Here is a 22,776-nt window from a genome sequence, read left to right on the forward strand (position 1 = left end):
ATCGATGGAGTTCCGGATTGAGTGTTGCCTTCACCAAGGAAGAAAGTGCCGAGACTGCGTCCGAAACGCTGTTGCCGGACCGTCCCATCTCGCCGCATCCCAATCTGGTGACCGAAGCGGGACGTAAGGCGCTGGAGCGCCAGCTTCAGGAGGCGCGCGAGGCCTATGAGACCGCGCAGCAGCTGGAGGACGTCAACGAACGGCGGCGGCAGTCGGCGGTTCCGCTGCGCGACGCGCGTTATCTCACGGAACGTCTCCGCACCGCGCAGGTGGTGCCCGATCCTGCTTCGACCGAAACCGTTGCCTTCGGCAGCACGGTGACCTTCAGCCGCGCCGACGGCCGCGTGCAGACCTACCGCATTGTCGGCGAGGACGAAGCCGATCCGAAGGCCGGCTCAATCTCCTTCGTCTCGCCGGTAGCGAGATCGCTGATGGGGAAGGCCCTGGGCGACGTCGTCGGGTCGGGTGAGCAGGAACTGGAAATCGTCGCGATCGCCTAAACGAGGTGACTCGGAGTCCAGCGACGGGCTCCGCTTCACCTCGCCCCGTAAGAACGGGGAGAGTGGGGGCAGCGTCGTCGCAATCGGCTACGCCGCCGGCAGCGCAAGCCGCTCGATTGTCTGGATATGCCGCGCGAGCAGGCTGCAGGCCTGCTCGATGTTGCGGGCGCGCAGCGCCTGCAGGATCACGCGATGATCCTGGCTCGGCCGCGGCCGCCAGCCAGCGTTGCGCGCCATCGCGAACACCAGACGTGAATTCGCCAGCTGCAACCCGTCGAGGCTGGCGAGCAGCCGCGGCATCGCACAGGGCGCGACCAGCGCGTGATGAAAGGCGCGATTGGCCATCTCGAAGTCCTGCACCGTCTCGGCATTGTCGCCTTCGACCAGCGCGACCTCGATCCGGGCCAATTGGGCCGACGTGAATTTGGGCGCCGCATTGCGCAACGCGACCACCTCGAGGGCGGCGCGCATCTCGGCGATCTCCTTCACCGATTTGGTGTCGAGCGGCGCAACCCGCACCCCGCGGCGCGGCACCGCAATGACGAGGTGCTGCGCCTCCAATTGCCTGAAGGCCTCGCGCACCGGGACGTGGCTGGAGTGGAATTCGCGCGCGACATGGTCCTGCCGCAGCGGCGCATCCGGCGCCAAGGTGCCGCTGATGATGCGCTCACCGATCGCCTCGGCGATGCGCCCGGCGGTCGTCGTGTTCTCGCCCCCGTCCATCATAGATTATCTATCATAAAAACGAGTGCGCTCTCGCAGAGCCTCGGCTAGCATCATTCTAAGTCCAAGATCATAGATAATATACCAGATTATCTATGATTCCAACAAGAAGGCAAGCCAGATGGTTGATGTCGTAGAGATCGAACGGACCGCGAGCCGCATAAGCGTAGCGCCCCACAAGCACTGGGAGCGCGCCGAGGCTGAAGCGCTCTATAATTTGCCGTTCGCGGACCTGATGTTCCAGGCGCAGGGCGTTCACCGCGCCAACTTCAATCCGAACCACGTCGAAACCGCGAGCCTGCTCAGCATCAAGACCGGCGGCTGTCCGGAAGATTGCGGCTACTGCTCCCAGAGCGCGCAATACGACACCGGCCTGAAGGCCACCCGCCTGATGCCGCGCGACGAGGTGGTTGCGGTGGCGCAGCGCGCCAAGGACGCCGGCGCCACCCGCTTCTGCATGGCCGCGGCCTGGCGCAGTCCCAAGGACCGCGATCTCGATCAGGTCTGCGACATGGTCAGCGCGGTGAAGGGGCTCGGCATGGAGACCTGCGTCACCCTCGGCATGTTGACGCCGGACCAGGCCGAACGCCTCTCCGAGGCCGGGCTCGATTTCTACAACCACAACGTCGATACCTCGCCGGAGTATTACGACAAGATCATCACCACCCGCACCTTGCAGGACCGCATCGATACGCTGGCGCATGTGCGCGATGCCGGCATCAAGGTCTGCTGCGGCGGCATCATTGGCATGGGCGAACAGGTCGACGACCGGCTCGGCATGCTGATGCTGCTCGCCAACCTCCCGAGCCATCCGGAGAGCGTGCCGATCAATCTGTGGAACGAGGTCAAGGGCGTGCCGGTCAACGACACCGCCGAGCGCCCCGATCCGATCGCGCTGGTGCGATTGGTCGCCACCGCGCGGATCATGATGCCGCAGAGCGTGGTGCGGCTGTCGGCCGGTCGGCAATACATGACCGACGAGCTGCAGGCGATGTGCTTCCTGGCTGGCGCGAACTCGATCTTCATCGGCGATGTGCTGCTGACCACCAAGAACCCGCAGCGCGACCGCGACGCCGATCTGCTGGATCGGCTCGGCATCACCTCCCGCCTCGCCTGATCGCAATCTTCCGCGAGCGCGCGGCCACAGTCCGCGCGTGACCAACCTTGCATCTGAGAGAGAAGCATGAGCGCAATCCATGCGGCCAACGCCGCTGATTACGCCGCGGCCTTGTACGCCCTGAGCAAGGACGATCGGCTCCGCGGCCTCAAGCCGCGCGCGGGCATCGATTTCGTCTCGAACGACTATCTGGCGCTCGCGAATTCGCCACGCATCAAGCAGGCGGTTGCGGCCGCGCTCGCGGCCGGCACGCCGATCGGCGCCGGCGGCTCGCGGCTTCTGCGCGGCAATTGCGAGGAGCACGAACGGCTGGAGGTCGAGGCCGCCGCGTTCTTCCGCACCGAGACAGCATTGTTCTTCGGCGGCGGCTACGTCGCCAATTTTGCCGTGCTGACCACGCTGCCGCAGCGCGGTGACCTGCTGGTTCTCGATTCCCTCGTGCACGCCAGCATCCATGAGGGCGCCCGCGCCGGCCGGGCCGAGTTCCGGTTCAGCGAACACAATAGTCCGCAGTCGGTCGAAGACACCATTCGCGGCTGGCGCGCCGAGGGCGGCGTGGGCCGGGTCTGGATCGTGGTCGAAAGCGTCTACAGCATGGACGGTGATCTCGCGCCGCTCGCCGACCTCGTCGCGATCGCCGAGCGGCACGATGCGTTCCTGATGGTCGACGAGGCGCACGGCACCGGCGTCTATGGCGAGCGGGGACGCGGGCTGACGGCGCCCTATGAGGGCCGCGAGAATCTCGTGATCGTGCATACCTGCGGCAAGGCGCTGGGCGTCGCGGGTGCGCTGGTTACGGCCCCGACCGTGTTGCGCGATTTCATGGTCAATCGCTGCCGGCCGTTCATCTTCGCCACCGCGCCGTCGCCGCTCACAGCGGTTGCCGTGCGCGAGGCGCTGTTGATCCTGCAACAGGAACCTGAGCATCAACAGCGCCTGGCAAGCCTGGTTGCGTTCACGCATCGCGAGCTCGAACAGCGCGGCTGGCGCAGTCCGTCGCGCTCGCAGATCGTGCCCTATATCGTCGGCGACAATGCGCGCGCGATGCGCCTTGCGTTGGCGCTGCAGGCGCGCGGCTTTGACGTCAGAGGCATCAGGCCGCCGACCGTGCCGGCGGGTACGGCCCGATTGCGGATCGCGCTGACCCTCAATGTCGACGAGGACGACGTGCGCGCGCTGCTCGATGCGCTTGTCGCGGAGACCAACGGATGGCCGCAATGACCGGCCGGATCGTGGTGACTGGAACCGACACCGGGATTGGAAAGACGGTGTTCTCCGCAGGCCTCGCCTCCTTCCTCGGCGCGCGCTACTGGAAGCCGGTCCAGTCCGGCCTCGACGAGGAGACCGATGCGCAACTGGTGGCGCGGCTTGCCGGCATCCCGGCCGACCGCATCGTGCCGGAGCGCTACCGGCTCCGCACGCCGGCTTCACCGCATCAGGCCGCCGCGATCGACGGCGTGCGCATCGACCCCGCCGCGCTCGGGGTGCCCGCTCCTTCGGACCGGCCGCTGGTGATCGAGGGCGCCGGCGGGCTGATGGTGCCGCTGAACGACAACACGCTGTACATCGACATCTTCGAGCGGTGGCGGCTTCCGGTCGTGCTCTGTGCCCGCACCGCGCTCGGCACCATCAACCACGCGCTGCTGTCGGTCGAGGCACTGCGCAAGCGACGGATCGACATTCTCGGGATCGCATTCATTGGTGACAGCAATCCCGAGAGCGAGCGCGCCATCTGCGACTTTGGACAGGTGCGCCGGTTGGGCCGATTGCCCCTGCTGTCGACGCTCGTGGCAGACACGCTGCAGGCGGCGTTCACAGCTTCGTTCCGGCGCGAAGATTTCAACCCATGACGTCTCCTAAGAAATCGCCGGTCTGGCATCCGTTCACCCAGCACGCGCTGCACGGCGAGATGACAAGGATCGTGCGCGGCGAGGGCGCCTATCTCTATACCGCGGATGACCGTCGCATCATCGATGCGATCGCATCCTGGTGGGTGGTGACCCATGGCCACTGCCATCCGCACATCGTGCGCGCGATCCAGGATCAGGCGGAGCAGCTCAACCAGATCATCTTTGCCGGCCACACCCACGATCCCGCCGAAGCGGTCGCCGCGCAGCTCCTGAAGTTGGCGCCCCGTGGTCTCGACTACGTGTTCTTCTCCGACTCCGGTTCGACCAGCGTGGAAGTGGCGCTGAAGATGGCGCTCGGCTACTGGCACAATATCGGCGTGCCGCGCACCCGCATCATCGTCATGCAGCATTCCTATCATGGCGACACGGTAGGGACGATGTCGGTCGGCGCGCGCGGTGTCTTCAACAAAGCCTACGAGCCACTGCTGTTCGATGTCGCGTCAATCCCGTTTCCGGCAGCCGGCCGCGAGCAGGCGACGCTCGATGCGCTCGAAGCCGCGTGCAGGGAGCAAACCGCCGCCGCGTTCGTCGTCGAGCCGCTGATCCTGGGCGCCGGCGGGATGCTGATGTATCCGCCCTGGGTGTTGAAAGAGATGAAGCGCATCTGCGAGGCCCATGATGTGCTGTTCATCGCCGACGAGGTCATGACCGGCTGGGGCCGGACCGGCACCTTGTTCGCGTGCGAGCAGGCCGATGTCAGTCCGGATATCGCCTGCTACTCAAAGGGTCTCACCGGCGGATCCCTGCCGCTCGCGGTGACGTTGTGCCGCGCCGAGATCTACGACGCGCATTATTCAAGCGATCGTTCGCGAACCTTCTTCCATTCGAGCTCCTATACGGCAAACCCGGTCGCCTGCGCCGCCGCAAGGGCGAACCTCGAACTCTGGCAACACGGCGCGGACGCGCGCGTCGCCTCGCTCGCCGCGATGCAGGAGCGCCTGATCGCGCCATTCCGTGCCGACCCGCGCTTTGAAAACGTCCGCCGCACCGGGACCATCACCGCGCTCGACCTGAAGGCAAGCGATGCCGGCTATCTCGCAGGCATCGGTCCCAGGCTTCAAGCTTTCTTCGCGCGCCGAAACCTGCTGCTGCGGCCGCTCGGCAACACGATCTACGTCATGCCGCCCTACTGCGTCACCGAGGCTGACCTCACGGAAATCTACGCCGCGATCGGGGATGCGGCTGACGAACTGGCCTGACGGCAGCACTTCGCGCGCCGCCGCTTTGTCCCCGATGGGCTCTCATCTGAAATCGGCGTGCCCTTGCAGGCACGCCGATGAGCGCGATCATGCGTGCCTGTGTGGCGCCGGCCTCGCAGCGGGATGCTGCGGCCGTGGCGCAGGATGAGGCCGCGGTGCCGGCCGCGACACGTGCGGCGCTGCAGGCCGGGGCGGCGGAGCGCGATGTACGGCCGCTTGCGCGACGTGCGGCGCCGGCGGATGTGCGGCCGGGTGTGGCGCAGGCGGTGGCGGTGCATGCCGTGCGATCTGCGGCGTCGGTGCATGCACGGCCGGCGCGGCGACGTGCGGCGCCGGTGCGGGATGGTTGCTCGCGGCGGGCAAGGCGTGACCTGCCGGGGGCGCGTGCCCTGTCGTTTGAGCGCGTTCCGTCGGTGGAGTGTGCACTGCCGGCAGAGCGTTTCCTGTCGGGAGAGCGTGTCCAGCCGGCGGAGCGTTCCCTGACGGTGGAGTATGTCCTGTCGGCAGAGCGTTTTCTGACGGAAGCGCGTGACCCGTCGTTTGAGCGTGTTCTGCCGGTGCGGTGTGCACCGGCGGCAATGCGTTTCCGGTAGGCAGAGCGTGTCCAGGCGGCACGGCATTCCCGGTCGGCAGAGCGTGGCTTGCCATCGGCTGCGCATGCCCGGGCGGCGGCGCCGCGATCGGCTTGCCCGGTCGCGCGGCGATCACGCCGGCGCCGCTGAACTGTGCGGCGTGTGCGGTCGCGGCGACCGCCGGATGACCATGGTTGTTGGCGAGCGTCAGCGCCGGATTCTTCATCGCCGCTTCCGCGTGCCGGCTCTGCTCGGCGGTCGGTGCCACGTGGTGCTCGTTTGCGGCCGCGACCTGCTGTGGCGTCGGCCTCGCCGTGGTGCCGCCAGTGCCGCCATTGTAGCTGACATTGGTCGTGTTGTTGATGACGGTCTTGTTGTAGACGTTGGTCACCGAGACGTTGGAGATGTTGTTGACGGAGCTGTTGTAGAAGAAGCTGCCGCCGCGCCAGTAGCCGCCCTCATAGCCGACGCCGGTGTAGCCGAAGCCATAAGAGATGCCGCCGTAGAAGCCGACGGTCGCTCCCCAATATCCGGCGTGGAACGCGTAGACGCCATCGTTCCAGCCCCAATAGCCGGGCGTCCACAGCAACTCAGGTGCGGGCGGAAGCACCCATGTGCCGGGCACCCAGTAGTAGCCGATATCATCGCTCCAGGCCCAATAGCCGGGAGTCCAGATGTAGCCGACCGCGGGCATCGGCGGCTGCACATAGACCGGCAATGGCGGCGGTGCCGCATTCACGGTGATGCCGATGCTGATGCCGAGCTGCGCGTGTGCAGCGTTGGGCGGCGAGAGACAGCAGAGGCTGAGAGCTAAGGCGAGAGGCAGTCCGGCGATGCGGCGCATGGCACATACTCCAATCTTCTTCCCCCAGCGTTGGATTCGAATAGTGGCGGCGACATGAACCCGTTGTGAATGTTTGTGGCGATCCGCGATCATGAGGCCGCGCGACGGCGAAATTTTTCGTAGTGGTGAATGCAGTTCAGCTTGGTGTCAGGATGGAACGCGATTGCGCCGGTGCGTAGGCGCTTCAATCCGGCACCGCGGAGTCGCTCACATCACCGATGGCGTGCGGTACCCTTGCGGCTGTGCACAATCTCGCATCTCTTGAAATGCCGAGGTCCTTCCTCAGGCCTGTACGGCAGCCGACCGCTGGTTCCCCGCTGCAACGAATTCCTAACCAACCGTATTCACCCAATTGAAGGCCGAGGGCAGTATTCCTGTCGCGAGAGGCATGGCGCGACAGTTAAAAAATCCACATAGAAGATGACCCGCGCCAAATTGAGCACATGTCCAACTGGGATTTCGCATTCCTACAATTGAGACGTAGGGGGACGGGCAAGGCAGACGGTCTGAACGGGGACGCGGGCATGCTGCATGCGCTCGAAGGCGCGCGTGGCAGCTTTGACAGGAAGCTGTCGCTCCGGTTTGCTCTCGTGATCATATGCACCGCGTTTCTGGCCTTCGTCATCGTCGCGCCAACGTATCGGGATTACACGCTCGCGCGCCACAATCTCTTTGACATGCAGCGTTTTCGGCTGATGCTCGATACCGCCACCCTTCTGGCGGCTGAGCGGGGACCGGCCAACAATGCGATGTCGACCGGTTCCTCGCCTGACGGTGAGAAGGCGCGTCGGCTGGCGGAGTTCCGAGCGCGCAGCGATGCGGCGCTTGCGCAGCTGACCAACGCGGCCGACGTGCCGCTTGGGCTGTATGACGACGAACTGCCGTTGGAACTGCTGCAGAACGTACGCGAACAGCTCGCGGTTGCGAGGGCCGAGGTCGACCGTGTCGTGGCTCGCTCCGGGGCCGGGCCATCCCGTGAGGAGTTTCAGCGGGCCATCGACAGCATGTTCGAAGTTTCGAACCGGTTTCGTGCCATCGTCGCCTGGAAGGCTAATCACCTTGTGGAGCAGGACAGCGGACTTGCTGCACTTGCGCTCGTCGGACCGATGTTGAGTGATCTTCGGGATTACGGCGGCAGGATCGCCTCGCAGATCATGGCGTCGATCGCCGTGGGAGAGCGGCTGCCGCTCGACAACGTGATCGAGGCGAGACGCATCGAGGGTCGCTTGCTCGAGCTCTGGCAGGTGAGCAATAACCACGCCGGGTTGTTCAACAATCCCGCCCTCCAAACGAGCCGTGTCGAAATTCAGCGGCGCTTTTTTGGTGAAGGCCTCGGACTGGTCGACAGTTTGATACGGGAAGGGCGGCGGGATGCGCCGTATTCGCTGACATCCACTGAACTCACCGAGCGTTTCGTTCCGACGATGCGGCCGATCGAAGCCTATCGCCGCGCGTTTCTCGATGCTGCGGTCGATCATTATGCAAGGGCACGCGACAAGGCCCTCGCGATACTGGCGACAGTCGCGCTGTTCGCGACCTGCGCGCTGGGAATATTGGCTCGCCTGATGGTCTCTATCCGCAAGAACATCTTCCAGCCGCTTATCCGCGTGCATGACGAAGTCATTAGGCTGGCGGAAGACAGACCGGCACAACCAATGTCCCTCACCGGCAAGGCAGGAGAAATTCGCAGCCTGTTCAGAGCCATCGAGGTATTGCAGGACAAGCTGCAGGAGCGTGCCTCGATCACGGCGTCAATCACCAGTGAGTTGCAGGCCCAGGCCGACACTGACGGGCTGACCGCGCTTCTCAATCGTCGCGCTCTGGACCGCTACGCCCGGCGCGTCGCTGACGCCGAGCCTGCAGTCGATGCGGCCTGTCTGATCCTCCTGGATATTGATCATTTCAAATCGGTCAATGACACCTATGGTCACCCGACGGGTGATCGCGTGCTCATTCAGACCGCTGAACTCCTGCGCTCTCACTTGCGCGCCAGCGACCTGGTTGCACGCTTCGGCGGAGAGGAATTCGCCATCCTCGTTCCAGGGAACGATCTCCCGGGGACCGTCGCGATCGCCAGGAAGATCCGGCTTGCGATCCAGACCGAGCGCTTCACGACACCCGATGGAACACCGGTTCATGTCACGGCGAGCTTTGGTGTGGCGCGCGGTCAGCGCGGCGAGCGCACGTGGCCGGAGTTGGTCGAGCTTGCGGATGAGGCGCTCTACCAGGCCAAATCAGACGGTCGTAATCGTGTGCGCTGTGCGCAAACGGTTGCGGTCGCTGATCTCGGCGCTCCGGACGAAGCTTCCGTCGCGTTGGTTGGAGTTGCGCAGGGCTGAGGCGACCCGCCGCCCCGATGTCGGTGTTATCTCCACGTGCGGCCTGCGCCTGTTTCGCGTTGAGCGAGGCGCGAGGTGAGTGATTCAAGCTGGGGCCACGCTCCGAGGGTGCACGCCACGACGCCGGTCAGGCTGTGTTGACGTTTCGTGCAATGCGATGCGGTCTCAGCTTCATCACTGCGCCGAATAGTCGAATTTTCGTTTTGAATTGGACGACGACCCCCCGCGCGTCATCAATCGATGATCGAAACATCCGGCTCGCACGAAGCCGGACAGGGAGGTCCGGGATGGCGCGAGCCGCCGACATCGACATCATCGCGGGCCCGCGCCTCGACAGGCTGCCGATCTGTGGATTCCATTGGCGCATCCTGGCCCTGATCGGGGCCGGCATGTTTCTCGACGCGTTCGATATCTATCTGGCCGGCGGCGTGCTGGGAGCCGTGCTCAAGGAGGGATGGTCGACGCTCGAGCTCAATGCCGCCTTCGTCTTCGCGACCTTCGTCGGAATGACGATCGGCGCCTGGTTCTCCGGCATCCTTGGCGACCGCTTCGGCCGCCGCTTCTCCTACCAGATGAACCTTGCGATCTTTGGCCTCGCATCGATCGCGGCGGCCTTCGCTTCGAGCATGACCGTCCTGATCGGCCTGCGCTTCATCATCGGCATCGGGCTCGGCGCGGAGATCGTCGTGGGTTACGCGACCCTGACGGAATTCGTGCCGGCGTCATCGCGCGGACGTTGGATCGGGCTGCTCGCCGTAATCACCAACTTCTCGCTGTTCGCGTCGTCCATGATCGGCCTGTGGGTGATTCCGACGCTTGGGTGGCGCTACATGTTCGCCCTTGTCGGCCTCCTTGCGATGATCGTCTGGATCCTGCGCAAGTCGATGCCGGAGTCGCCGCGCTGGCTCGCCGCCAACGGGCGTGCCGATGAAGCCGAAACAATTCTCTCGGCGATCGAAGCGGAGGCCGCGCGCAAGGGAACACTGCCTCCCATCGTCGCCGTCGTGCCGGTGCAGGAATCGCCCGGTTCGGTCTGGCGTCTGTTCCAGCCGCCGTATCTCGCGCGCACGCTGCTCGGCAGTCTGTTGCATGTCGTCGTCGGTTTCAGCCTTTACGGATTCATCGGCTGGCTGCCGACCTTCATGGTCAAGGGCGGCCACAGCGTGGTGTCCTCGCTGGGCTACACCACCGTGATGGCGCTGGGCGGGCCGGTCGGATCGCTGATCGGGCTCGTGCTGGCGGACCGGCTCGGACGCAGGCTGTCGATCGTCGGCTCGTCGATCGCCGCGGCCGCGCTCGGGATTGCCTATCCGCACATGGCGGACGGCGTTGCGCTCGCAGGTGTGGGCTTCCTGCTCGTCACAGCGATCTATGTCATGCTGGCGACCGGGTTCGCAATGCACGTCCCCGAATTGTTCCCGACGCGCTATCGGCTTCGCGGCACGGCGATCTGCGCCACGTCCGGACGGATCGCGACCGCGCTGGTGCAGTACGTCGTGGTCGCGATCTTCGCCTGGCAAGGGTTGACCGGGGTGCTGACGACCCTGGCCGGCATCCTCGTGTTCCAGGCCGTGGTCTTTCTCATGTTCGGCTTCGAAACCAAGGGACGGTCGCTGGAGGACGCATCGGCGGTCGCGGAGGCCGAAGCACGAAGCCAGTCGTCGATCGCGCGAAGGCCGGCGGATATCGGCGCCTAGCCCAGGTCGGAGCAGGCCGCCCTGAGCCGATCGCGGAGCCAGCCGTTCGCATTGCTCTGATCGTATCTGCGATGCCAGTACAACATCCAGTCGAAGGGCGCGGACTCGAACGGCAGGTCCTCCATCCGCAGGCCGTCGTCCATCAGCACGGTGGCGAGGTGTCGCGGTATCACCGCGAGCAGATCGGTGCTCTTCAAGACATGCGGCACGACGAGCCAATGCGGCACATTCAGCGTGATGCGCCTTCGATGACCGCGCTCAGCGAGCACATCGTCGACGAAGCGAAGATCGGTCGGGCTGATCGAGACCTTCATGTGCTCCTGGGCGATGAAGCGCTCGAAGGTCAATTTCTCGCGCTTGATCTGGTGACCGCTCCGCATCAGGCAGACCATGCGGTCGCGCAGCAGCGTCTCCGAGCGGATCGATGCCGAATGCTCGAGCCCCATGCTGACCGCGACGTCGATCTCGTCCCGCTCCAGCGCATCGATCGTCAAGGCGGGCGGCAGATGGATGATATTGTAGGAGATCCGTGCATCGGGCGATCGCGCCGCGGCAAGTCTCGGCAGCAGCAGGCAGGCGAGAATGTCCGACATCCTGATCGTGAAGCTGCGTTCCGTGCGGGTTGGATCGAACCCGGCGTCGCTTGCCATCACGCGCTCGACCTGACGCAGCACCTGGCGCAGCGGTTCTGCCAGTTCGGTGGCGCGGGGCGTGGGCTTCATCCCGGCCGTCGTCCGCACCAGCAGCTCGTCCTCGAACATTGCGCGCAACCGGTTGAGCGCGTTGCTCATCGCCGGTTGACTGAGGCCGACCCGGTCGGCCGCCTTGGTGACATGACGCTCGGTCAGCAGTGCGTCCAGCGCGACAAGCAGGTTGAGGTCGATGGATCGAAGGTTCATGCGTCATTCATATCGTGAATAACGAAAGACCACAAATCCATTTCATCCATGATGGCGCAAGGCGTATCAATCGATCCGAACCAAGGAGGCATCAATGAGCTTTGAGACGATCAAGCGCGACGTGAAGATCTGCATGTTCGACCAGTACGGCACGGTGGTCGACATGCAGGGCGGCCTGACCAAAATCGCCGCGCCGTTCCTTGCAAGGAAGGGCTGGAAGGGCGACCCGAATTCCTTCGTCACCTGGTGGCGCCGCACCCATTTCGAGAACTCGATGATCGATGCGCTGCTGCATCGCGAGCACACGCCCTATCGCGAGATCGGGCACCGCGCGGTTGCCCACGTGATGGACCGGGCGAAGATCGACTACACGATGGAAGATGTGCGCTATCTCGTCGGCGAGATCGAGAAGCTGGTGCCGTTTCCGGAAGTGCCGGAGGCGCTCGCGCGGCTGCAAAGCAAGTACAAGCTCGTCGTGCTCTCGAACGGCGATCCCGACATGCTCGAGACCGCGAAGCAGTATCACAAGGTCCCGTTCGACCGCGTGATCTCGGTGGCTGAAGCCAATTCCTTCAAGCCGCATGTCGCGACCTATACGAAGGCGGCCGAGATCATGGGCGTGAAGCCGGATGAGGTGCTGTTCGTGGCCAATCACGCCTTCGACTGCATCGGCGCCAAATCGGCCGGTATGCGGACGGCCTTTATCGACCGGCGCAGCCGCCCGTTCGGCATCACGCCGCACCAGCCCGATATCCTGGTGCCGTCGATGAAAGACCTCGCCGATGCGATCGTCTGATCGCGAGCCGCTGTCCGGCATCAAGGTTCTTGATCTCTGCCGGGTGGTCTCGGGTCCATTTGCGACGATGCAGCTCGGCGATCTCGGCGCGGATATCGTGAAAATCGAGGATCCCAGGCAAGGCGACGAGAGCCGCCGCTACGGGCCGCCTTTCGTCGGTGGTGAGAGCGCGTATTTCCTTTCGGTGAACCGCAACAAGCGCAGTTGCGCCATCGATCTGAAATCGCCGGCGGGTCGCGACGCGGCGCTCGACCTCGCATCCGTCGCCGATGTCGTGATCGAGAATTTTCGACCGGGCACGCTCGATAAATGGGGGCTCGGCTTCGGCGCGCTGCGGGCGCGCAAGAGCGACATCATCCTGTGCAGCATCTCGGGGTTCGGCCGCACCGGTGCGGACGCCTTGCGCCCCGGCTACGATCTGATCCTGCAGGGCGAATCCGGCGTGATGGACATCACCGGCGATCCGGATGGGCCGCCGACCAAGGTCGGCACCTCGATCGCCGATCTCGTCACCGGCCTGTATGCGTCGCATTCGGTGCTCGCTGCCTTGATGCGGAAGAGCCGGACCGGCGAGGGCGGCCGGGTCGACGTCTCGATGCTCGACGCCATGGCAACGCTGCTGACGTTCAACGCCGGCATGTACTTCGCCACGGGACAAAGCCCGAAGCGCCGGGGCAACGTGCATCCGACCATCAGCCCGTACGAACCGTTCGAGGCGAGTGACGGCTGGATCAATGTCGGGGTCGCGAACGATAAATTCTGGGCGGCCTTCTGCGACGTCATCGGCCGTCCCGACCTGCGCGAAGACGCGCGCTTCGAAACCGCTCCGAAGCGCGCGGCGAGCCGGGACGAGCTGGTCACGATCCTGGCTCCCATCTTCGCCCGGCGCAGCCGCGCCGACTGGCTGCAGGTGCTGGGCGTGGCCGGCATTCCCTGCGGCGCGATCAAGTCGGTCGGCGAGGTCTGCGAGACGCCGCAACTCACGCAGCGCGGCATGGTCCAGACCATCCGCCATCCGGCAGCGGGAGACGTGAAGCTCATCGCCCGGCCGACTCGGTTCGGCGACGAGCCGCCGGCGCCGTCCTCGCCGCCGCCAATGCTCGGCGAACACACGCGCGAGGTGCTTGCGGAATGGCTCGGCTGGACCGACGATCGGCTCGAGAGATTCGCGGTTGAAGGCGCGTTCGGAGACTTTGGACGGAGCTTCGTGCGACCGGCCAAGTGAGCATCGTCAAGAGAATATCGTCATGAGAGAAGTCGCCGAGCAGATGATGCGCCGCGCCGTCGAAGACGAGCGGCAGGAATTCGGGTCGTTTTTCCTGTCGCGCCTGTTCGGACTGGAGGTCGCCTACCAGGGCGAGACCTGCATCGTGTCCTTTGATGTCGTGAGGCCGCTGTTCAACCCGCAAGGCTCGCTGCATGGTGGGGTGCTGGCGACGGCGCTCGACATCTCGATGGGGCATCTGGTCAACCACGTCGCGGGTGCCGGCACCACGCTTGAGATGAAGGTGCAGTACCTCGCCGCGGTCCGCGAGGGGCGCGTGACCTGTCATGCAAGCTTCCTGAAGCGGGGCCGGAGGACATTCTTCGTCCAGTCGCAGGCCTCCAACGCGTCCGGCGAGCCGATCGCGCACGCGACATCGACCTGGCAGCTGCTGAACCGAGGCTGAGGGGCGCGGCTGGTTCGGGTCGGCCCGTTGCCGTTGTCGAGGCCGTTCCTTCGTACGAAACGACCACGAGCATTGCCAGGATCGTGATCCGGTTTCATACTCTGACGCCGGAAGCGCATCTCCACGGCGCGGCCGGCGCGACGATGCGGGAAGCGATACCTTAAAGCGGAAAGACGGCGATGCGGTTTCGTCTCGCGTTTGCTTTTGTATCGATGGCGGCGCTGCTCGTTGATCCGATTGCCGCCATCTCGCAGGACATGTTGAGCAGCGTCGACCTCGATAGTCCCGACATGACGACGTCGGAGATGACGCGCGAGGAGGTCGACGCGCTCCTCAAGGCCGCGTCTCAAGGAGGCCGACACACGGTAGATTTGGAGGGAAAGCGGCTGTCGCGTCTCGATCTCTCGGGCCTCGACTTCTCCGGCGCCAACCTTCATCTCGTAAAGCTCAACCGGACCAATCTGAAGGCCGCGCGCTTCGATGGGGCCATGCTGAACCAGGCCTGGCTCATCGACGCAGATCTGACGGAGGCGTCCTTTGTCAAGGCATCGCTGCTCGGCGCGCAGATGCAGCGCGCCAAGCTTGGCGGCGCCGATTTGAGCGGCGCTCGCATCACCGCCGATCTATCCGGTGCCAGCCTGGTCGGGGCCAAGCTCGCCGGAGCGGATTTGAGTGCCGATATGCGCAACCAGTCGATGGGCCTGATGCGGGGTGTGCTCAAATCCGCCGATCTCCAGAAGGCGGATTTGAGCGGCGCCAATCTCGCGCGCACCGATCTCGAATTCGCGCAGTTGCAGAACGCCAATTTGGCGAACTGCAACCTCAGCAAGGCTGACCTTGCGGGAGCGGACCTCTCCGGCGCCAATCTCGCCGGCGTCGATTTCACCGAGACCGACCTTGCGTCGGCCGTCTTGCCGGGCGCAGCCGCTCTGGCAGAGGCCCGCAATCTGGACAAGGCCCGGAACTTGAGCCAGGCGCGGCGGCCAAATTAGGGATCGAATGGCGGCGTCCCGCAGCGGAGCTTCTGTTCGTCGCTATGCCTTGATCAGGGCGCAGCACGCATGCGGTCACGTCCGATCTGTTGTATAGTTGCAAGCGAGGGGGCTGCTGCCTTGCAAGGGAGGTCCTCCATGAAGGTCAAGGACGTGATGCACAAGGGCGTCGATTGGGTCAGCCCCGACACCCCGATCACTGAAGTCGCAAAATTGATGCAAGGGCACGACGTCGGATGCATTCCGATCGGGCAGGACGATCGTCTGATCGGGATGGTGACGGATCGCGATCTCGTCTGCAAAGGTCTTGCGAGCAAGGACTTCAACTCCGCGCGAACCACGGCGCGCGATGTGATGACCGAAGGCATCCACTGCTGCCGGGAAGACGACGATCTGGCGAAGGCGGTGCATCACATGGAAACGTTGAAGATCCGTAGGCTGCCGGTCATCAACAAGAGCAAACGAATGGTCGGCATGATCAGCCTGGGGGATGTGGGCCACTTTGCCGGTGCCGATCTCATGTCCCAATGCATGAAGAGCGTATCGGCTCATCATTGAGGCGAGGCCGGTCTGCCGGAAACCGGCAGATCGGCCGGCACCATGGCCGGACAAGGAAGCGGGCAGAAAACGAACTGGCGCACCGTGGCCGATGAAGATGGGCACTATTGCTTCGCCGTGGCCCTCTGACATATTCCGATCGTGTGCGCCGCAATAGCGCAGATTGCGACGAAGGTGCCGCAGCCGCTACACCACCTGGTGTGTTCCGGTCCTTGCCATGCCGAGAACTCGGACTATTTCGGGCGAATCGGAAATCGCCTGAACGATTCAAACCACTGGCCAGGCTAGCGCCGGGGCGCGTCGCCGAAAAAGCCGACGATCTTGGTCAGCATGCCCCTTGCATCGACCTCGCCAAAATCGATCGACCTATCGCCAAAACTCCCGTCGGCGCGGACCAGGCGCCAGAGGAAGCGCACAACGTTGTGGTGCATATCTACGCCGCTCATCATTTCGATGTGGGCGCCGGGCCGTCCCGCGTGCACCTTCGCTCGCAGAGCGCTGTCCGCCCGCAGAGCTCCACATTCGGATCGACGTAGCCCGCATGTTCAGCCCAGCAGCGCTCGAGTATCTGCAGACGTGTCGCTACGTTCGGCTCATTCCAGGCCGCCACATAATGCAGAACGCTGGCGACGACCGTTTGGCATATTGCCTCGCTCATGACCCCTCATCCATTGTCTTGCATCTGCTGCAGCACGAAATCCCGCGCCGCGGCTAAGTGCGAGCTCAGCGCGGCCACCGCATCCGCTGTCCGCGCTCCGCGGCACGCCGCAACGATCGCGCGGTGATCGGTGAGCCACCGCTTGCGTTCCCTTGGCAAGGCCAGGTGTGCGACCGCATAGAGATCGCTGGTGGCGCGCAGACCCTTGATCATCTCGATCTGACGGTCGTGCCCTGAAGGGCGGTAGAGCGCCTCATGAAACGCCCAATCGCCAGCGTTCCACTCGGGTGTCGCAGCGTCGATTTCGGCGCGCTGACGGATGCGTTCGATGCGGTCGATCTCGGTCTCGCTCATCCGCGGGATTGCCAATCCAAGGCAGTCGCATTCGAGCAGACAGCGCAGGTGATAGATTTCTGCAACCTCGCTGCGGGACAACCGGGAGACCTGCGCGCTGCGATTGGTTGCGATCGTGACGAGGCCTTCGGCCTCCAACAGACGCAGCGCGTCGCGAACCGGAATTCGGCTCATGGCAAAGCGCGCGGCGAGATCCTCCTGACGCAGCAAGGCGCCGGGCTTGGTCGCGCCCGAGAGGATGTCAGCGCGCAGCGCCGCGGCGATCGTCTCCGGCGCGGTTCCCTGTCGCTTGCGCTGTGAAAGCATTGACGCGGCCATGGCTTTATGTATCCATGTATACAATATTGGTCAAGCCAAGGGGGCGCGGAGGATGACGGGAAAAGAGCACCGCTACTGTCCGACCATCGTCTGGACCGGCAACACCGGTACCGGTACCGCAAGCTACAAGGCCTATGAGCGCGCGCACATCATCAGCGCGCCAGGCAAGGCCGAGATCGCCGGTTCGTCCGACAAGAGCTTCGGCGGCGACGCCAGCCGGTGGAATCCTGAGGATTTGCTGGTTGCGTCCGCTTCCACCTGCCACATGCTCTGGTACCTGCACCTTTGCGCTGTCAGCGACGTCGTCGTGCTCGACTATCGCGACGAGCCGGAAGGGCTGATGATCGAGGAGGCCAGCGGCAGCGGCGCGTTCTCGCGCATCGTGCTCCGGCCGCGCATCAAGCTGGCGGCCAGTTCAAGCGAGCAGCGGGCGCGCGAGCTGCATCATGAGGCGCACATGATGTGCTTCATCGCCAACTCCGTGAAATGCGAGATTGTGACCGAGCCGGCGTTCAGCCGCTAGGTGTGAGCTTTCAGGAGGTTGTCCATTCGATCCTGAGCGAGGAAGCTGAGGTTGCTGAAGCTTCAGATTTCCGCGGGAGAACCGAATGGACATCCACAAGAATGCGCCTTTGACGCCGAAAGGTCGAGAGGCGATGGTGCGGAGCGTGATCGAGGGCGGCCAGACGAAGGCCGCAGCCGCGCTCCAATTCAATGTTGCGGCAAAGACGGTTACCAAATGGGTCAAGCGCTTCCGCGCGGAAGGCGTGGGTGGGTTGCGGGATCGTTCCTCACGGCCTCTTTCATCGCCAAGCCAAACCCCGGCAGCCACATGCGCCGCCGTCGAGACGTTCCGCCGGCAGCGCCACACCGGCAAACAGATCGCGATCGAGGTCGGGATCTCGGCAGCAACCGTGAGCCGCATCCTACGCCGGCTCGGATTGAACAGGCTAGCAGCTCTGGAGCCGGCCGAGCCGGTCCTACGCTATGAGCGCGAACGTCCCGGCGAACTGATCCACATCGACATCAAAAAGCTCGGCAAGTTCAAGCGGATCGGCCACCGCATCACTGGCGATCGACGTGGATCGAGCAATCTGCGTTCCCGCCGTCAAGGACCAGGCTGGGAATACGTCCACGTCTGCATCGACGATGCATCGCGGATCGCCTTCAGCCAGGTCAAAAAGAACGAGCGAAAGGGCTGTGCCATCGCTTTCCTCAGAGCGGCCGTGGCCTACTACGTCAGCCTGGGCGTGAAAGTAGAGCGCGTCATGACCGACAACGGCGCGTGCTACAAATCCTTCGCGTTCCAGAAGGCTTGCAAGCGTCTCGGTCTCAAGCACATCCGCACCAAGCCCTATACGCCCAAGACCAACGGCAAGGCCGAACGCTTCATTCAAACCAGCCTGCGAGAATGGGCCTACGCACAGGCCTACAATACCTCAACAGAACGAGCCGCCGAGCTGCCACGATGGCTTCACCGCTACAACTGGCATCGGCCTCATGGCAGTATCGGCTCAAAACCACCAATCAGCAGACTCGCCATCACCGGGAATAACCTCTTGAGGCTCCACAGCTAGGGCATGATACGGGCTGAAGGGGCATGCTCTGTCGATCGCAATGATCCACCGTCTGCATGAGCGGCCTGCCATCTCCAGCGAGGTGTTGATCCGGCCAAGTCCAAAAGGAGAGGCCTGACCGACGATCTCGATCCGGAGGCCCTAGGTCGCAATGGCGAAAGCCAGAACGCAATATCGCTCGAGATCGTAGAAATGGCGCACCCGACACGATTCGAACGTGTGACCTTTGCCTTCGGAGGGCAACGCTCTATCCAGCTGAGCTACGGGTGCGTGCAGGGGTTCATTTAGCTGATTGGCTCTGGGTCGGCAACGGCGTTGTCCGGCCAGCTATCGGCTGTAGACTGCCTGCGCCAATATGACAGGTCCAAGGAAAAGGGCCGTCTTTCGAGGGAGTTTGCCCATGCGTCCGCTGGAATTCGGCTGGTATCTGCCCACGCACGGCGACACCACGGCCTACGGGCTGATGGAGGCGCAAATCGCCGGTTCGCCGGAACTCTGCGATCGCGTGGTCAAGGCGGCCGAGGACGCCGGGTTTGAATATCTGCTGATTCCCGTCGGCTCGGTGTGCTGGGAGGCCTGGATATCGGGCGCCTTCATGGCGGCGCGCTCGGCGCGGATCAAGCCGCTGATCGCAGCACGGCCCGGCTATATCAACCCGGTGCTGATGGCCAAGATGATCTCGACCTTCGACCAGATGTCCGGCGGGCGGATCTGCATCAATCTGATCGCCGGCCAGAACGAGAGCGAGGTCGAGGCTGAGGGCGTGCGCTACGCCAAGGAAGAGCGCTATGCGCTGATGGAGGAGGAGGTCTCGATCCTGAAGGCGTTGTGGACGACGCGCGGGCCGGTGACCTTCCAGGGCAAGTTTCACACGATCTCGGGCGCGCATATCAGGCCGCGTCCGTTGCAGCAGCCGTTTCCCAAATTCTATCTCGGCGGCGGCTCGCGGCAGGCCTGGGAGGTGTCGGCGAAGCATTCCGACGTCCATCTGTTCTGGGGCGATCTGCCGGAGCGCATCGCGGAGAATATCGCCGAGATCCGGCGGATGGCGCGCGACCATGACCGTGAGGATGCGATCGGCTTCGGCATGCGGCTGCAGGTGATCTGCCGCGAGAACGAGGCGGATGCCTGGGAGGCGGCCGACCAGCTGGTGCGCCACGCCACCGAGCGGCAGAAGCAGGAGATGAAGACGCTCTATAACCGCTCGGCGGCCAACCAGCGCGTGCAGCAGCTTGCGCGCGACTACGGCGATCTCCTGATGCCGCATCTGTGGACCGGGATCACCAAGGTGCGGCCCGGTGCCGGCATCGCGGTTGTCGGCAATCCCGAGCAATGTGCCGCGACCTTGCAGCAGTTCATCGACGCCGGCTGTCATTCTTTCTGCCTGTCCGGCTATCTGCACGACGAGGAGGCCGAGCGGTTCGGCCGTCTGATCCGCCCGATCCTTGCCGCGAACAATCGCGGGCGGCTCGCCGCGTGAGCGTCATCCCTTTCCGAAAATTTATGCGTGAAGTGAAGTCCAATGCGCCATGATCCGGCCGGATTGCATCGCCACTCGCGGCGCCAACGGAGTTGAACCATGCATCACCGGGGCTGGCTTGCGGCACTGACGCTGCTCATCGCGACCGTTCACGTGCCGGTCGCATCGGCAACGCAGGCGCAGATCGAGCGTGACAAGAAGCCGGTCAAAGAGGTCGCGAGCGGACGGATCGCCGTCGGCGGCGCGACCTTCCCTGTCTATCTCTCGGCCGACTGGTCCAATCCGCTGCCGGATGTCACCCGCGCGGTCCTTGTGCTACACGGCGTGCTGCGCAATGCCGATGACTATTTCCGTGCGGCGCTGAGCGCACAGGCTGCGGCCGGCGATGTCGGCAAGCGCACGCTGATGATCGCACCGCAGTTTTTGATCGAACCCGACGTCGCGGCGTTCAAGCTGCCGGCGGAGACGCTGCGCTGGAGCCTTTATGGCTGGCAGGGTGGCGAGCCCGCGCTCGCGCCCAACCCGGCGAGCTCGTTCGAGGCACTCGACGCGATCCTGGCGAAGCTGGGCGACCAGAAGCTGTTTCCTAACCTGAAGCAGGTCGTCGTGTTCGGCCATTCCGGCGGCGGCCAGGTGGTGCAGCGCTATGCGATCGCGGCGAAGGGCGACCAAGTGCTGCTGCGCGAAGGCATCGGCGTGCGCTATGTGGTCGCCAATCCCTCCTCCTACGCCTATTTCACCAGGGAGCGGCCGGAGCCCGCGATCGCGGCGACATGCGAGGGCTATAACAGCTGGAAGTTCGGCATGGACGATCGTCCGCCCTATCTCGCCGCGCCTTCACCGGCCGCGCTGGAACAGGCCTATGTCGCGCGCCGCGTGATCTATCTCTTGGGAACGCTCGACACCAATCCCGATCATCCCGCGCTCGACAAGTCCTGCATGGCGGAAGCCGAAGGGCCGTATCGCTATGCACGCGGGCATTCTTATGTCGCGGCGATGCAGGCCCGCGACCACGGCGCGCCGAACCACAGTGTGTGGGACGTGCCGGGCGTCGGCCACGAGGGCGGCAAGATGCTCAATTCGCCCTGCGGCCTGACCGCGGTGTTCGACATTCCCGGCTGCGCGGCGGCGCGCTAGAGCATGATCCCGAAAAGTGCGAAGCAATTTTCCGAAAAGATCATGCTCAAACAATGAGATGCGATCATGATGCGATGCCATGGAATCGCATCATGATCGCATCGCGCACACCGGAATGTGTGCGTCGGCTCGGTGGCAGGCCGCATCGAGATCGCCTACGCTCATGTTGCGAATGGAGCATCACAACCGACAGCTCGGTGGAGACCATCATGAGAGCATGTTTGTTCGCAGTTCTGACTGCAGGTGCGTTCCTCGCCCTGACCCCGGTCAACGCCGCGGAGGGGTGTGGCGACGGTTGCCACAGGACTTCAGGAGGCGCTTGCGTGATTGACGGCTGGGGCACCAGCGCACGGGTCAGGAACGAATGCCCCGCCACCACCCGCGCACGGCCCCCATGTGGTGGCCATGGATATATCTGGCGGCGCGACTACCAGGCCTGCTCCCAGACGACGAAGGATTGGCTATAGAGCACGATCCGGAAAACTGCGAAGCGGCTTCCCTTGCGACAAACGCGAGGCGCTTGCGCGGAGATCATGCTCAAGCAACGGACGAGAACGGGATGAGGATTCAACCAAATCCCGTCGCGCTCTAGCTTTCCGTGACACCAACCGGTCCGTGTTACGCCGGCACGATCACCTTGCCGATCGGCCACAGCGCGATGCCGGCAAGCTTGAGATGCGCCCAGGCGAACGGGATGCCGATGATGGTGACCGCCAGAAGGATGGCGGTGATCACATGGCCGATCGCGAGCCACCAGCCGGCCAGGATGAACCAGATCAGATTGCCGATCACGCCGAGCGGTCCGGTGCCGATATCGGACATGCCGGTGACTTCATCGCGGCGGACCGCACGCGAACCGAACGGCAGCAGCGTATAGACCGCAATGTTGAACGCGGCGCGCGCCCAGGGCAGCCCGATAATGGTGATGGCCATGATCACCGCGGCGACCAGCCAGCCGAACGCCATCCACGCGCCGCCGATCAGGATCCAGAGGACGTTCAGGAGGATAGACACAGGCTCCATGGCAGGCACCTTTGCTCCGCGTGACACCCCCTCAATATAGGCCGGCGGCCGGCGCCGCGGTAGGGTGCCGCGCGGCGGCGATCCTCGCCACCGGTCGCACGATTGTCGCGGAGGCAGCCGCGTCGCAAAGGGAGAACGACAATGCAGGCGGGCTCCGCGAACAATGGCGTCGCGCAATTGCCGGTGCTGGAGGAGTAGGACTGTAAATTTGTCGAGCATTAGCCGCGACGGGACCGCGCTCCCTCGCTCCGCTCTTGCGGGGAGAGGGGTGGGGTAAGGGGTTGGCTCAGCAGATTCGGTGACAGATGGATTCGCGGAGGCTCTCCCTCACCCGGAATGCATCTGACGATGCGTTCCGACCTCTCCCCGCAGGCGGGGCGAGGTTACAATCAGCTGCTGCATGTTTGAAACGA

Annotated in this window: 22 protein-coding genes and 1 tRNA gene; 16 read left to right on the forward strand and 7 right to left on the reverse strand. The window is 64.2% G+C overall.

Features of this window, described 5'->3' with window-relative positions:
• Positions 1-17 precede the first annotated feature (17 nt).
• A complete protein-coding gene (gene greA, locus QDT69_RS31325) occupies positions 18-500 on the forward strand; it encodes a transcription elongation factor GreA (protein WP_279710324.1) in 483 nt (160 codons plus the stop codon).
• A gap of 87 nt (positions 501-587) precedes the next feature.
• On the opposite strand, the gene QDT69_RS31330 is transcribed toward greA, so the two are convergent.
• On the reverse strand, positions 588-1,226 hold the full coding sequence (locus tag QDT69_RS31330; protein WP_279710325.1) for a GntR family transcriptional regulator: 639 nt from the start codon (positions 1,224-1,226) through the stop codon (positions 588-590).
• Between the two features lie 118 nt (positions 1,227-1,344).
• Here QDT69_RS31330 and bioB point away from each other — a divergent pair, with 118 nt between their 5' ends.
• The 4 genes from bioB to QDT69_RS31350 all read left to right on the forward strand — a co-directional run bounded on the left by bioB (position 1,345) and on the right by QDT69_RS31350 (position 5,449).
• Entirely contained in the window at positions 1,345-2,340 is a 996-nt protein-coding gene (gene bioB, locus QDT69_RS31335; protein ID WP_279710326.1) for a biotin synthase BioB, read from the forward strand.
• A 66-nt stretch (positions 2,341-2,406) separates the two neighbouring features.
• Entirely contained in the window at positions 2,407-3,561 is a 1,155-nt protein-coding gene (locus QDT69_RS31340; RefSeq protein WP_279710327.1) for an 8-amino-7-oxononanoate synthase, read from the forward strand.
• Positions 3,558-4,190: a dethiobiotin synthase gene (gene bioD, locus QDT69_RS31345; protein WP_279710407.1), complete on the forward strand. Its 633-nt coding sequence runs from the start codon at positions 3,558-3,560 to the stop codon at positions 4,188-4,190. Before QDT69_RS31340 ends, bioD begins: the two co-directional genes overlap by 4 nt.
• A complete protein-coding gene (locus QDT69_RS31350) occupies positions 4,187-5,449 on the forward strand; it encodes an adenosylmethionine--8-amino-7-oxononanoate transaminase (RefSeq protein WP_279710328.1) in 1,263 nt (420 codons plus the stop codon). Before bioD ends, QDT69_RS31350 begins: the two co-directional genes overlap by 4 nt.
• A gap of 87 nt (positions 5,450-5,536) precedes the next feature.
• Here the strand turns inward: QDT69_RS31350 and QDT69_RS31355 are convergent, their stop codons facing one another.
• On the reverse strand, positions 5,537-6,865 hold the full coding sequence (locus QDT69_RS31355) for a hypothetical protein (protein ID WP_279710329.1): 1,329 nt from the start codon (positions 6,863-6,865) through the stop codon (positions 5,537-5,539).
• 524 nt (positions 6,866-7,389) lie between these two features.
• Here QDT69_RS31355 and QDT69_RS31360 point away from each other — a divergent pair.
• Both QDT69_RS31360 and QDT69_RS31365 read left to right on the forward strand, forming a co-directional pair.
• Positions 7,390-9,204, forward strand: coding sequence for a GGDEF domain-containing protein (locus tag QDT69_RS31360; RefSeq protein ID WP_279710330.1), 1,815 nt, complete (start codon positions 7,390-7,392; stop codon positions 9,202-9,204).
• 287 nt (positions 9,205-9,491) lie between these two features.
• Positions 9,492-10,901, forward strand: coding sequence for an MFS transporter (locus tag QDT69_RS31365; RefSeq protein ID WP_279710331.1), 1,410 nt, complete (start codon positions 9,492-9,494; stop codon positions 10,899-10,901).
• On the opposite strand, the gene QDT69_RS31370 is transcribed toward QDT69_RS31365, so the two are convergent.
• Positions 10,898-11,800 (reverse strand): LysR family transcriptional regulator, encoded by a 903-nt coding sequence (locus QDT69_RS31370; protein ID WP_279710332.1) that lies wholly within the window; start codon positions 11,798-11,800, stop codon positions 10,898-10,900. The genes QDT69_RS31365 and QDT69_RS31370 overlap by 4 nt on opposite strands.
• A gap of 94 nt (positions 11,801-11,894) precedes the next feature.
• Between QDT69_RS31370 and QDT69_RS31375 the strand changes: the two genes are divergently transcribed.
• From QDT69_RS31375 to QDT69_RS31395, 5 genes are all read left to right on the forward strand, one after another.
• On the forward strand, positions 11,895-12,596 hold the full coding sequence (locus tag QDT69_RS31375; RefSeq protein ID WP_279710333.1) for a haloacid dehalogenase type II: 702 nt from the start codon (positions 11,895-11,897) through the stop codon (positions 12,594-12,596).
• On the forward strand, positions 12,583-13,821 hold the full coding sequence (locus tag QDT69_RS31380; protein WP_279710334.1) for a CoA transferase: 1,239 nt from the start codon (positions 12,583-12,585) through the stop codon (positions 13,819-13,821). Before QDT69_RS31375 ends, QDT69_RS31380 begins: the two co-directional genes overlap by 14 nt.
• Positions 13,822-13,843: 22 nt before the next feature.
• Positions 13,844-14,266 (forward strand): PaaI family thioesterase, encoded by a 423-nt coding sequence (locus tag QDT69_RS31385; RefSeq protein ID WP_279710335.1) that lies wholly within the window; start codon positions 13,844-13,846, stop codon positions 14,264-14,266.
• 212 nt (positions 14,267-14,478) lie between these two features.
• On the forward strand, positions 14,479-15,258 hold the full coding sequence (locus QDT69_RS31390; protein ID WP_347952174.1) for a pentapeptide repeat-containing protein: 780 nt from the start codon (positions 14,479-14,481) through the stop codon (positions 15,256-15,258).
• A 138-nt stretch (positions 15,259-15,396) separates the two neighbouring features.
• Positions 15,397-15,816, forward strand: a complete 420-nt coding sequence (locus QDT69_RS31395; protein WP_279710337.1) for a CBS domain-containing protein — start codon at positions 15,397-15,399, stop codon at positions 15,814-15,816.
• 284 nt (positions 15,817-16,100) lie between these two features.
• Here the strand turns inward: QDT69_RS31395 and QDT69_RS31400 are convergent, their stop codons facing one another.
• Together QDT69_RS31400 and QDT69_RS31405 are read right to left on the reverse strand one after the other, a co-directional pair.
• Positions 16,101-16,247: a hypothetical protein gene (locus tag QDT69_RS31400; protein ID WP_279710338.1), complete on the reverse strand. Its 147-nt coding sequence runs from the start codon at positions 16,245-16,247 to the stop codon at positions 16,101-16,103.
• A gap of 233 nt (positions 16,248-16,480) precedes the next feature.
• Complete coding sequence (locus QDT69_RS31405) at positions 16,481-17,146, reverse strand: GntR family transcriptional regulator (protein WP_279710339.1); 666 nt, start codon at positions 17,144-17,146, stop codon at positions 16,481-16,483.
• Between the two features lie 52 nt (positions 17,147-17,198).
• On the opposite strand from QDT69_RS31405, the gene QDT69_RS31410 reads away from it, so the two are divergent.
• Positions 17,199-17,669, forward strand: coding sequence for an OsmC family protein (locus QDT69_RS31410; RefSeq protein WP_279710340.1), 471 nt, complete (start codon positions 17,199-17,201; stop codon positions 17,667-17,669).
• A gap of 85 nt (positions 17,670-17,754) precedes the next feature.
• Complete coding sequence (locus QDT69_RS31415) at positions 17,755-18,723, forward strand: IS481 family transposase (RefSeq protein WP_279710341.1); 969 nt, start codon at positions 17,755-17,757, stop codon at positions 18,721-18,723.
• Positions 18,724-18,916: 193 nt separating this feature from the next.
• Here the strand turns inward: QDT69_RS31415 and QDT69_RS31420 are convergent.
• Positions 18,917-18,993: transfer RNA gene (locus tag QDT69_RS31420), tRNA-Arg, on the reverse strand.
• Between the two features lie 130 nt (positions 18,994-19,123).
• Here QDT69_RS31420 and QDT69_RS31425 point away from each other — a divergent pair.
• Together QDT69_RS31425 and QDT69_RS31430 are read left to right on the forward strand one after the other, a co-directional pair.
• Complete coding sequence (locus tag QDT69_RS31425; protein ID WP_279710342.1) at positions 19,124-20,203, forward strand: LLM class flavin-dependent oxidoreductase; 1,080 nt, start codon at positions 19,124-19,126, stop codon at positions 20,201-20,203.
• Positions 20,204-20,302: 99 nt separating this feature from the next.
• Positions 20,303-21,340, forward strand: a complete 1,038-nt coding sequence (locus tag QDT69_RS31430) for an alpha/beta hydrolase (protein ID WP_279710343.1) — start codon at positions 20,303-20,305, stop codon at positions 21,338-21,340.
• Between the two features lie 618 nt (positions 21,341-21,958).
• On the opposite strand, the gene QDT69_RS31435 is transcribed toward QDT69_RS31430, so the two are convergent.
• Positions 21,959-22,363, reverse strand: coding sequence for a YccF domain-containing protein (locus QDT69_RS31435; RefSeq protein WP_279710344.1), 405 nt, complete (start codon positions 22,361-22,363; stop codon positions 21,959-21,961).
• Positions 22,364-22,776 lie beyond the last annotated feature (413 nt).

This window comes from Bradyrhizobium sp. CER78, from assembly GCF_029846235.1.
Taxonomy (GTDB): Bacteria; Pseudomonadota; Alphaproteobacteria; order Rhizobiales; family Xanthobacteraceae; genus Bradyrhizobium.

Coding starts and splice junctions, on each gene's coding strand:
- QDT69_RS31360 (WP_279710330.1), top strand. CDS start 7,390: ATGCTGCATGCGCTCGAAGGCGCGCGTGGCAGCTTTGACAGGAAGCTG.
- QDT69_RS31375 (WP_279710333.1), top strand. CDS start 11,895: ATGAGCTTTGAGACGATCAAGCGCGACGTGAAGATCTGCATGTTCGAC.
- QDT69_RS31385 (WP_279710335.1), top strand. CDS start 13,844: ATGAGAGAAGTCGCCGAGCAGATGATGCGCCGCGCCGTCGAAGACGAG.
- QDT69_RS31415 (WP_279710341.1), top strand. CDS start 17,755: ATGGACATCCACAAGAATGCGCCTTTGACGCCGAAAGGTCGAGAGGCG.
- QDT69_RS31370 (WP_279710332.1), bottom strand. CDS start 11,800: ATGAACCTTCGATCCATCGACCTCAACCTGCTTGTCGCGCTGGACGCA.
- bioB (WP_279710326.1), top strand. CDS start 1,345: ATGGTTGATGTCGTAGAGATCGAACGGACCGCGAGCCGCATAAGCGTA.
- QDT69_RS31410 (WP_279710340.1), top strand. CDS start 17,199: ATGACGGGAAAAGAGCACCGCTACTGTCCGACCATCGTCTGGACCGGC.
- bioD (WP_279710407.1), top strand. CDS start 3,558: ATGACCGGCCGGATCGTGGTGACTGGAACCGACACCGGGATTGGAAAG.
- QDT69_RS31365 (WP_279710331.1), top strand. CDS start 9,492: ATGGCGCGAGCCGCCGACATCGACATCATCGCGGGCCCGCGCCTCGAC.
- QDT69_RS31430 (WP_279710343.1), top strand. CDS start 20,303: ATGCATCACCGGGGCTGGCTTGCGGCACTGACGCTGCTCATCGCGACC.
- QDT69_RS31390 (WP_347952174.1), top strand. CDS start 14,479: ATGGCGGCGCTGCTCGTTGATCCGATTGCCGCCATCTCGCAGGACATG.
- QDT69_RS31340 (WP_279710327.1), top strand. CDS start 2,407: ATGAGCGCAATCCATGCGGCCAACGCCGCTGATTACGCCGCGGCCTTG.
- QDT69_RS31330 (WP_279710325.1), bottom strand. CDS start 1,226: ATGATGGACGGGGGCGAGAACACGACGACCGCCGGGCGCATCGCCGAG.
- QDT69_RS31435 (WP_279710344.1), bottom strand. CDS start 22,363: ATGGAGCCTGTGTCTATCCTCCTGAACGTCCTCTGGATCCTGATCGGC.
- QDT69_RS31405 (WP_279710339.1), bottom strand. CDS start 17,146: ATGGCCGCGTCAATGCTTTCACAGCGCAAGCGACAGGGAACCGCGCCG.
- QDT69_RS31355 (WP_279710329.1), bottom strand. CDS start 6,865: ATGCGCCGCATCGCCGGACTGCCTCTCGCCTTAGCTCTCAGCCTCTGC.
- QDT69_RS31380 (WP_279710334.1), top strand. CDS start 12,583: ATGCGATCGTCTGATCGCGAGCCGCTGTCCGGCATCAAGGTTCTTGAT.
- QDT69_RS31425 (WP_279710342.1), top strand. CDS start 19,124: ATGCGTCCGCTGGAATTCGGCTGGTATCTGCCCACGCACGGCGACACC.
- QDT69_RS31400 (WP_279710338.1), bottom strand. CDS start 16,247: ATGCACCACAACGTTGTGCGCTTCCTCTGGCGCCTGGTCCGCGCCGAC.
- QDT69_RS31350 (WP_279710328.1), top strand. CDS start 4,187: ATGACGTCTCCTAAGAAATCGCCGGTCTGGCATCCGTTCACCCAGCAC.
- QDT69_RS31395 (WP_279710337.1), top strand. CDS start 15,397: ATGAAGGTCAAGGACGTGATGCACAAGGGCGTCGATTGGGTCAGCCCC.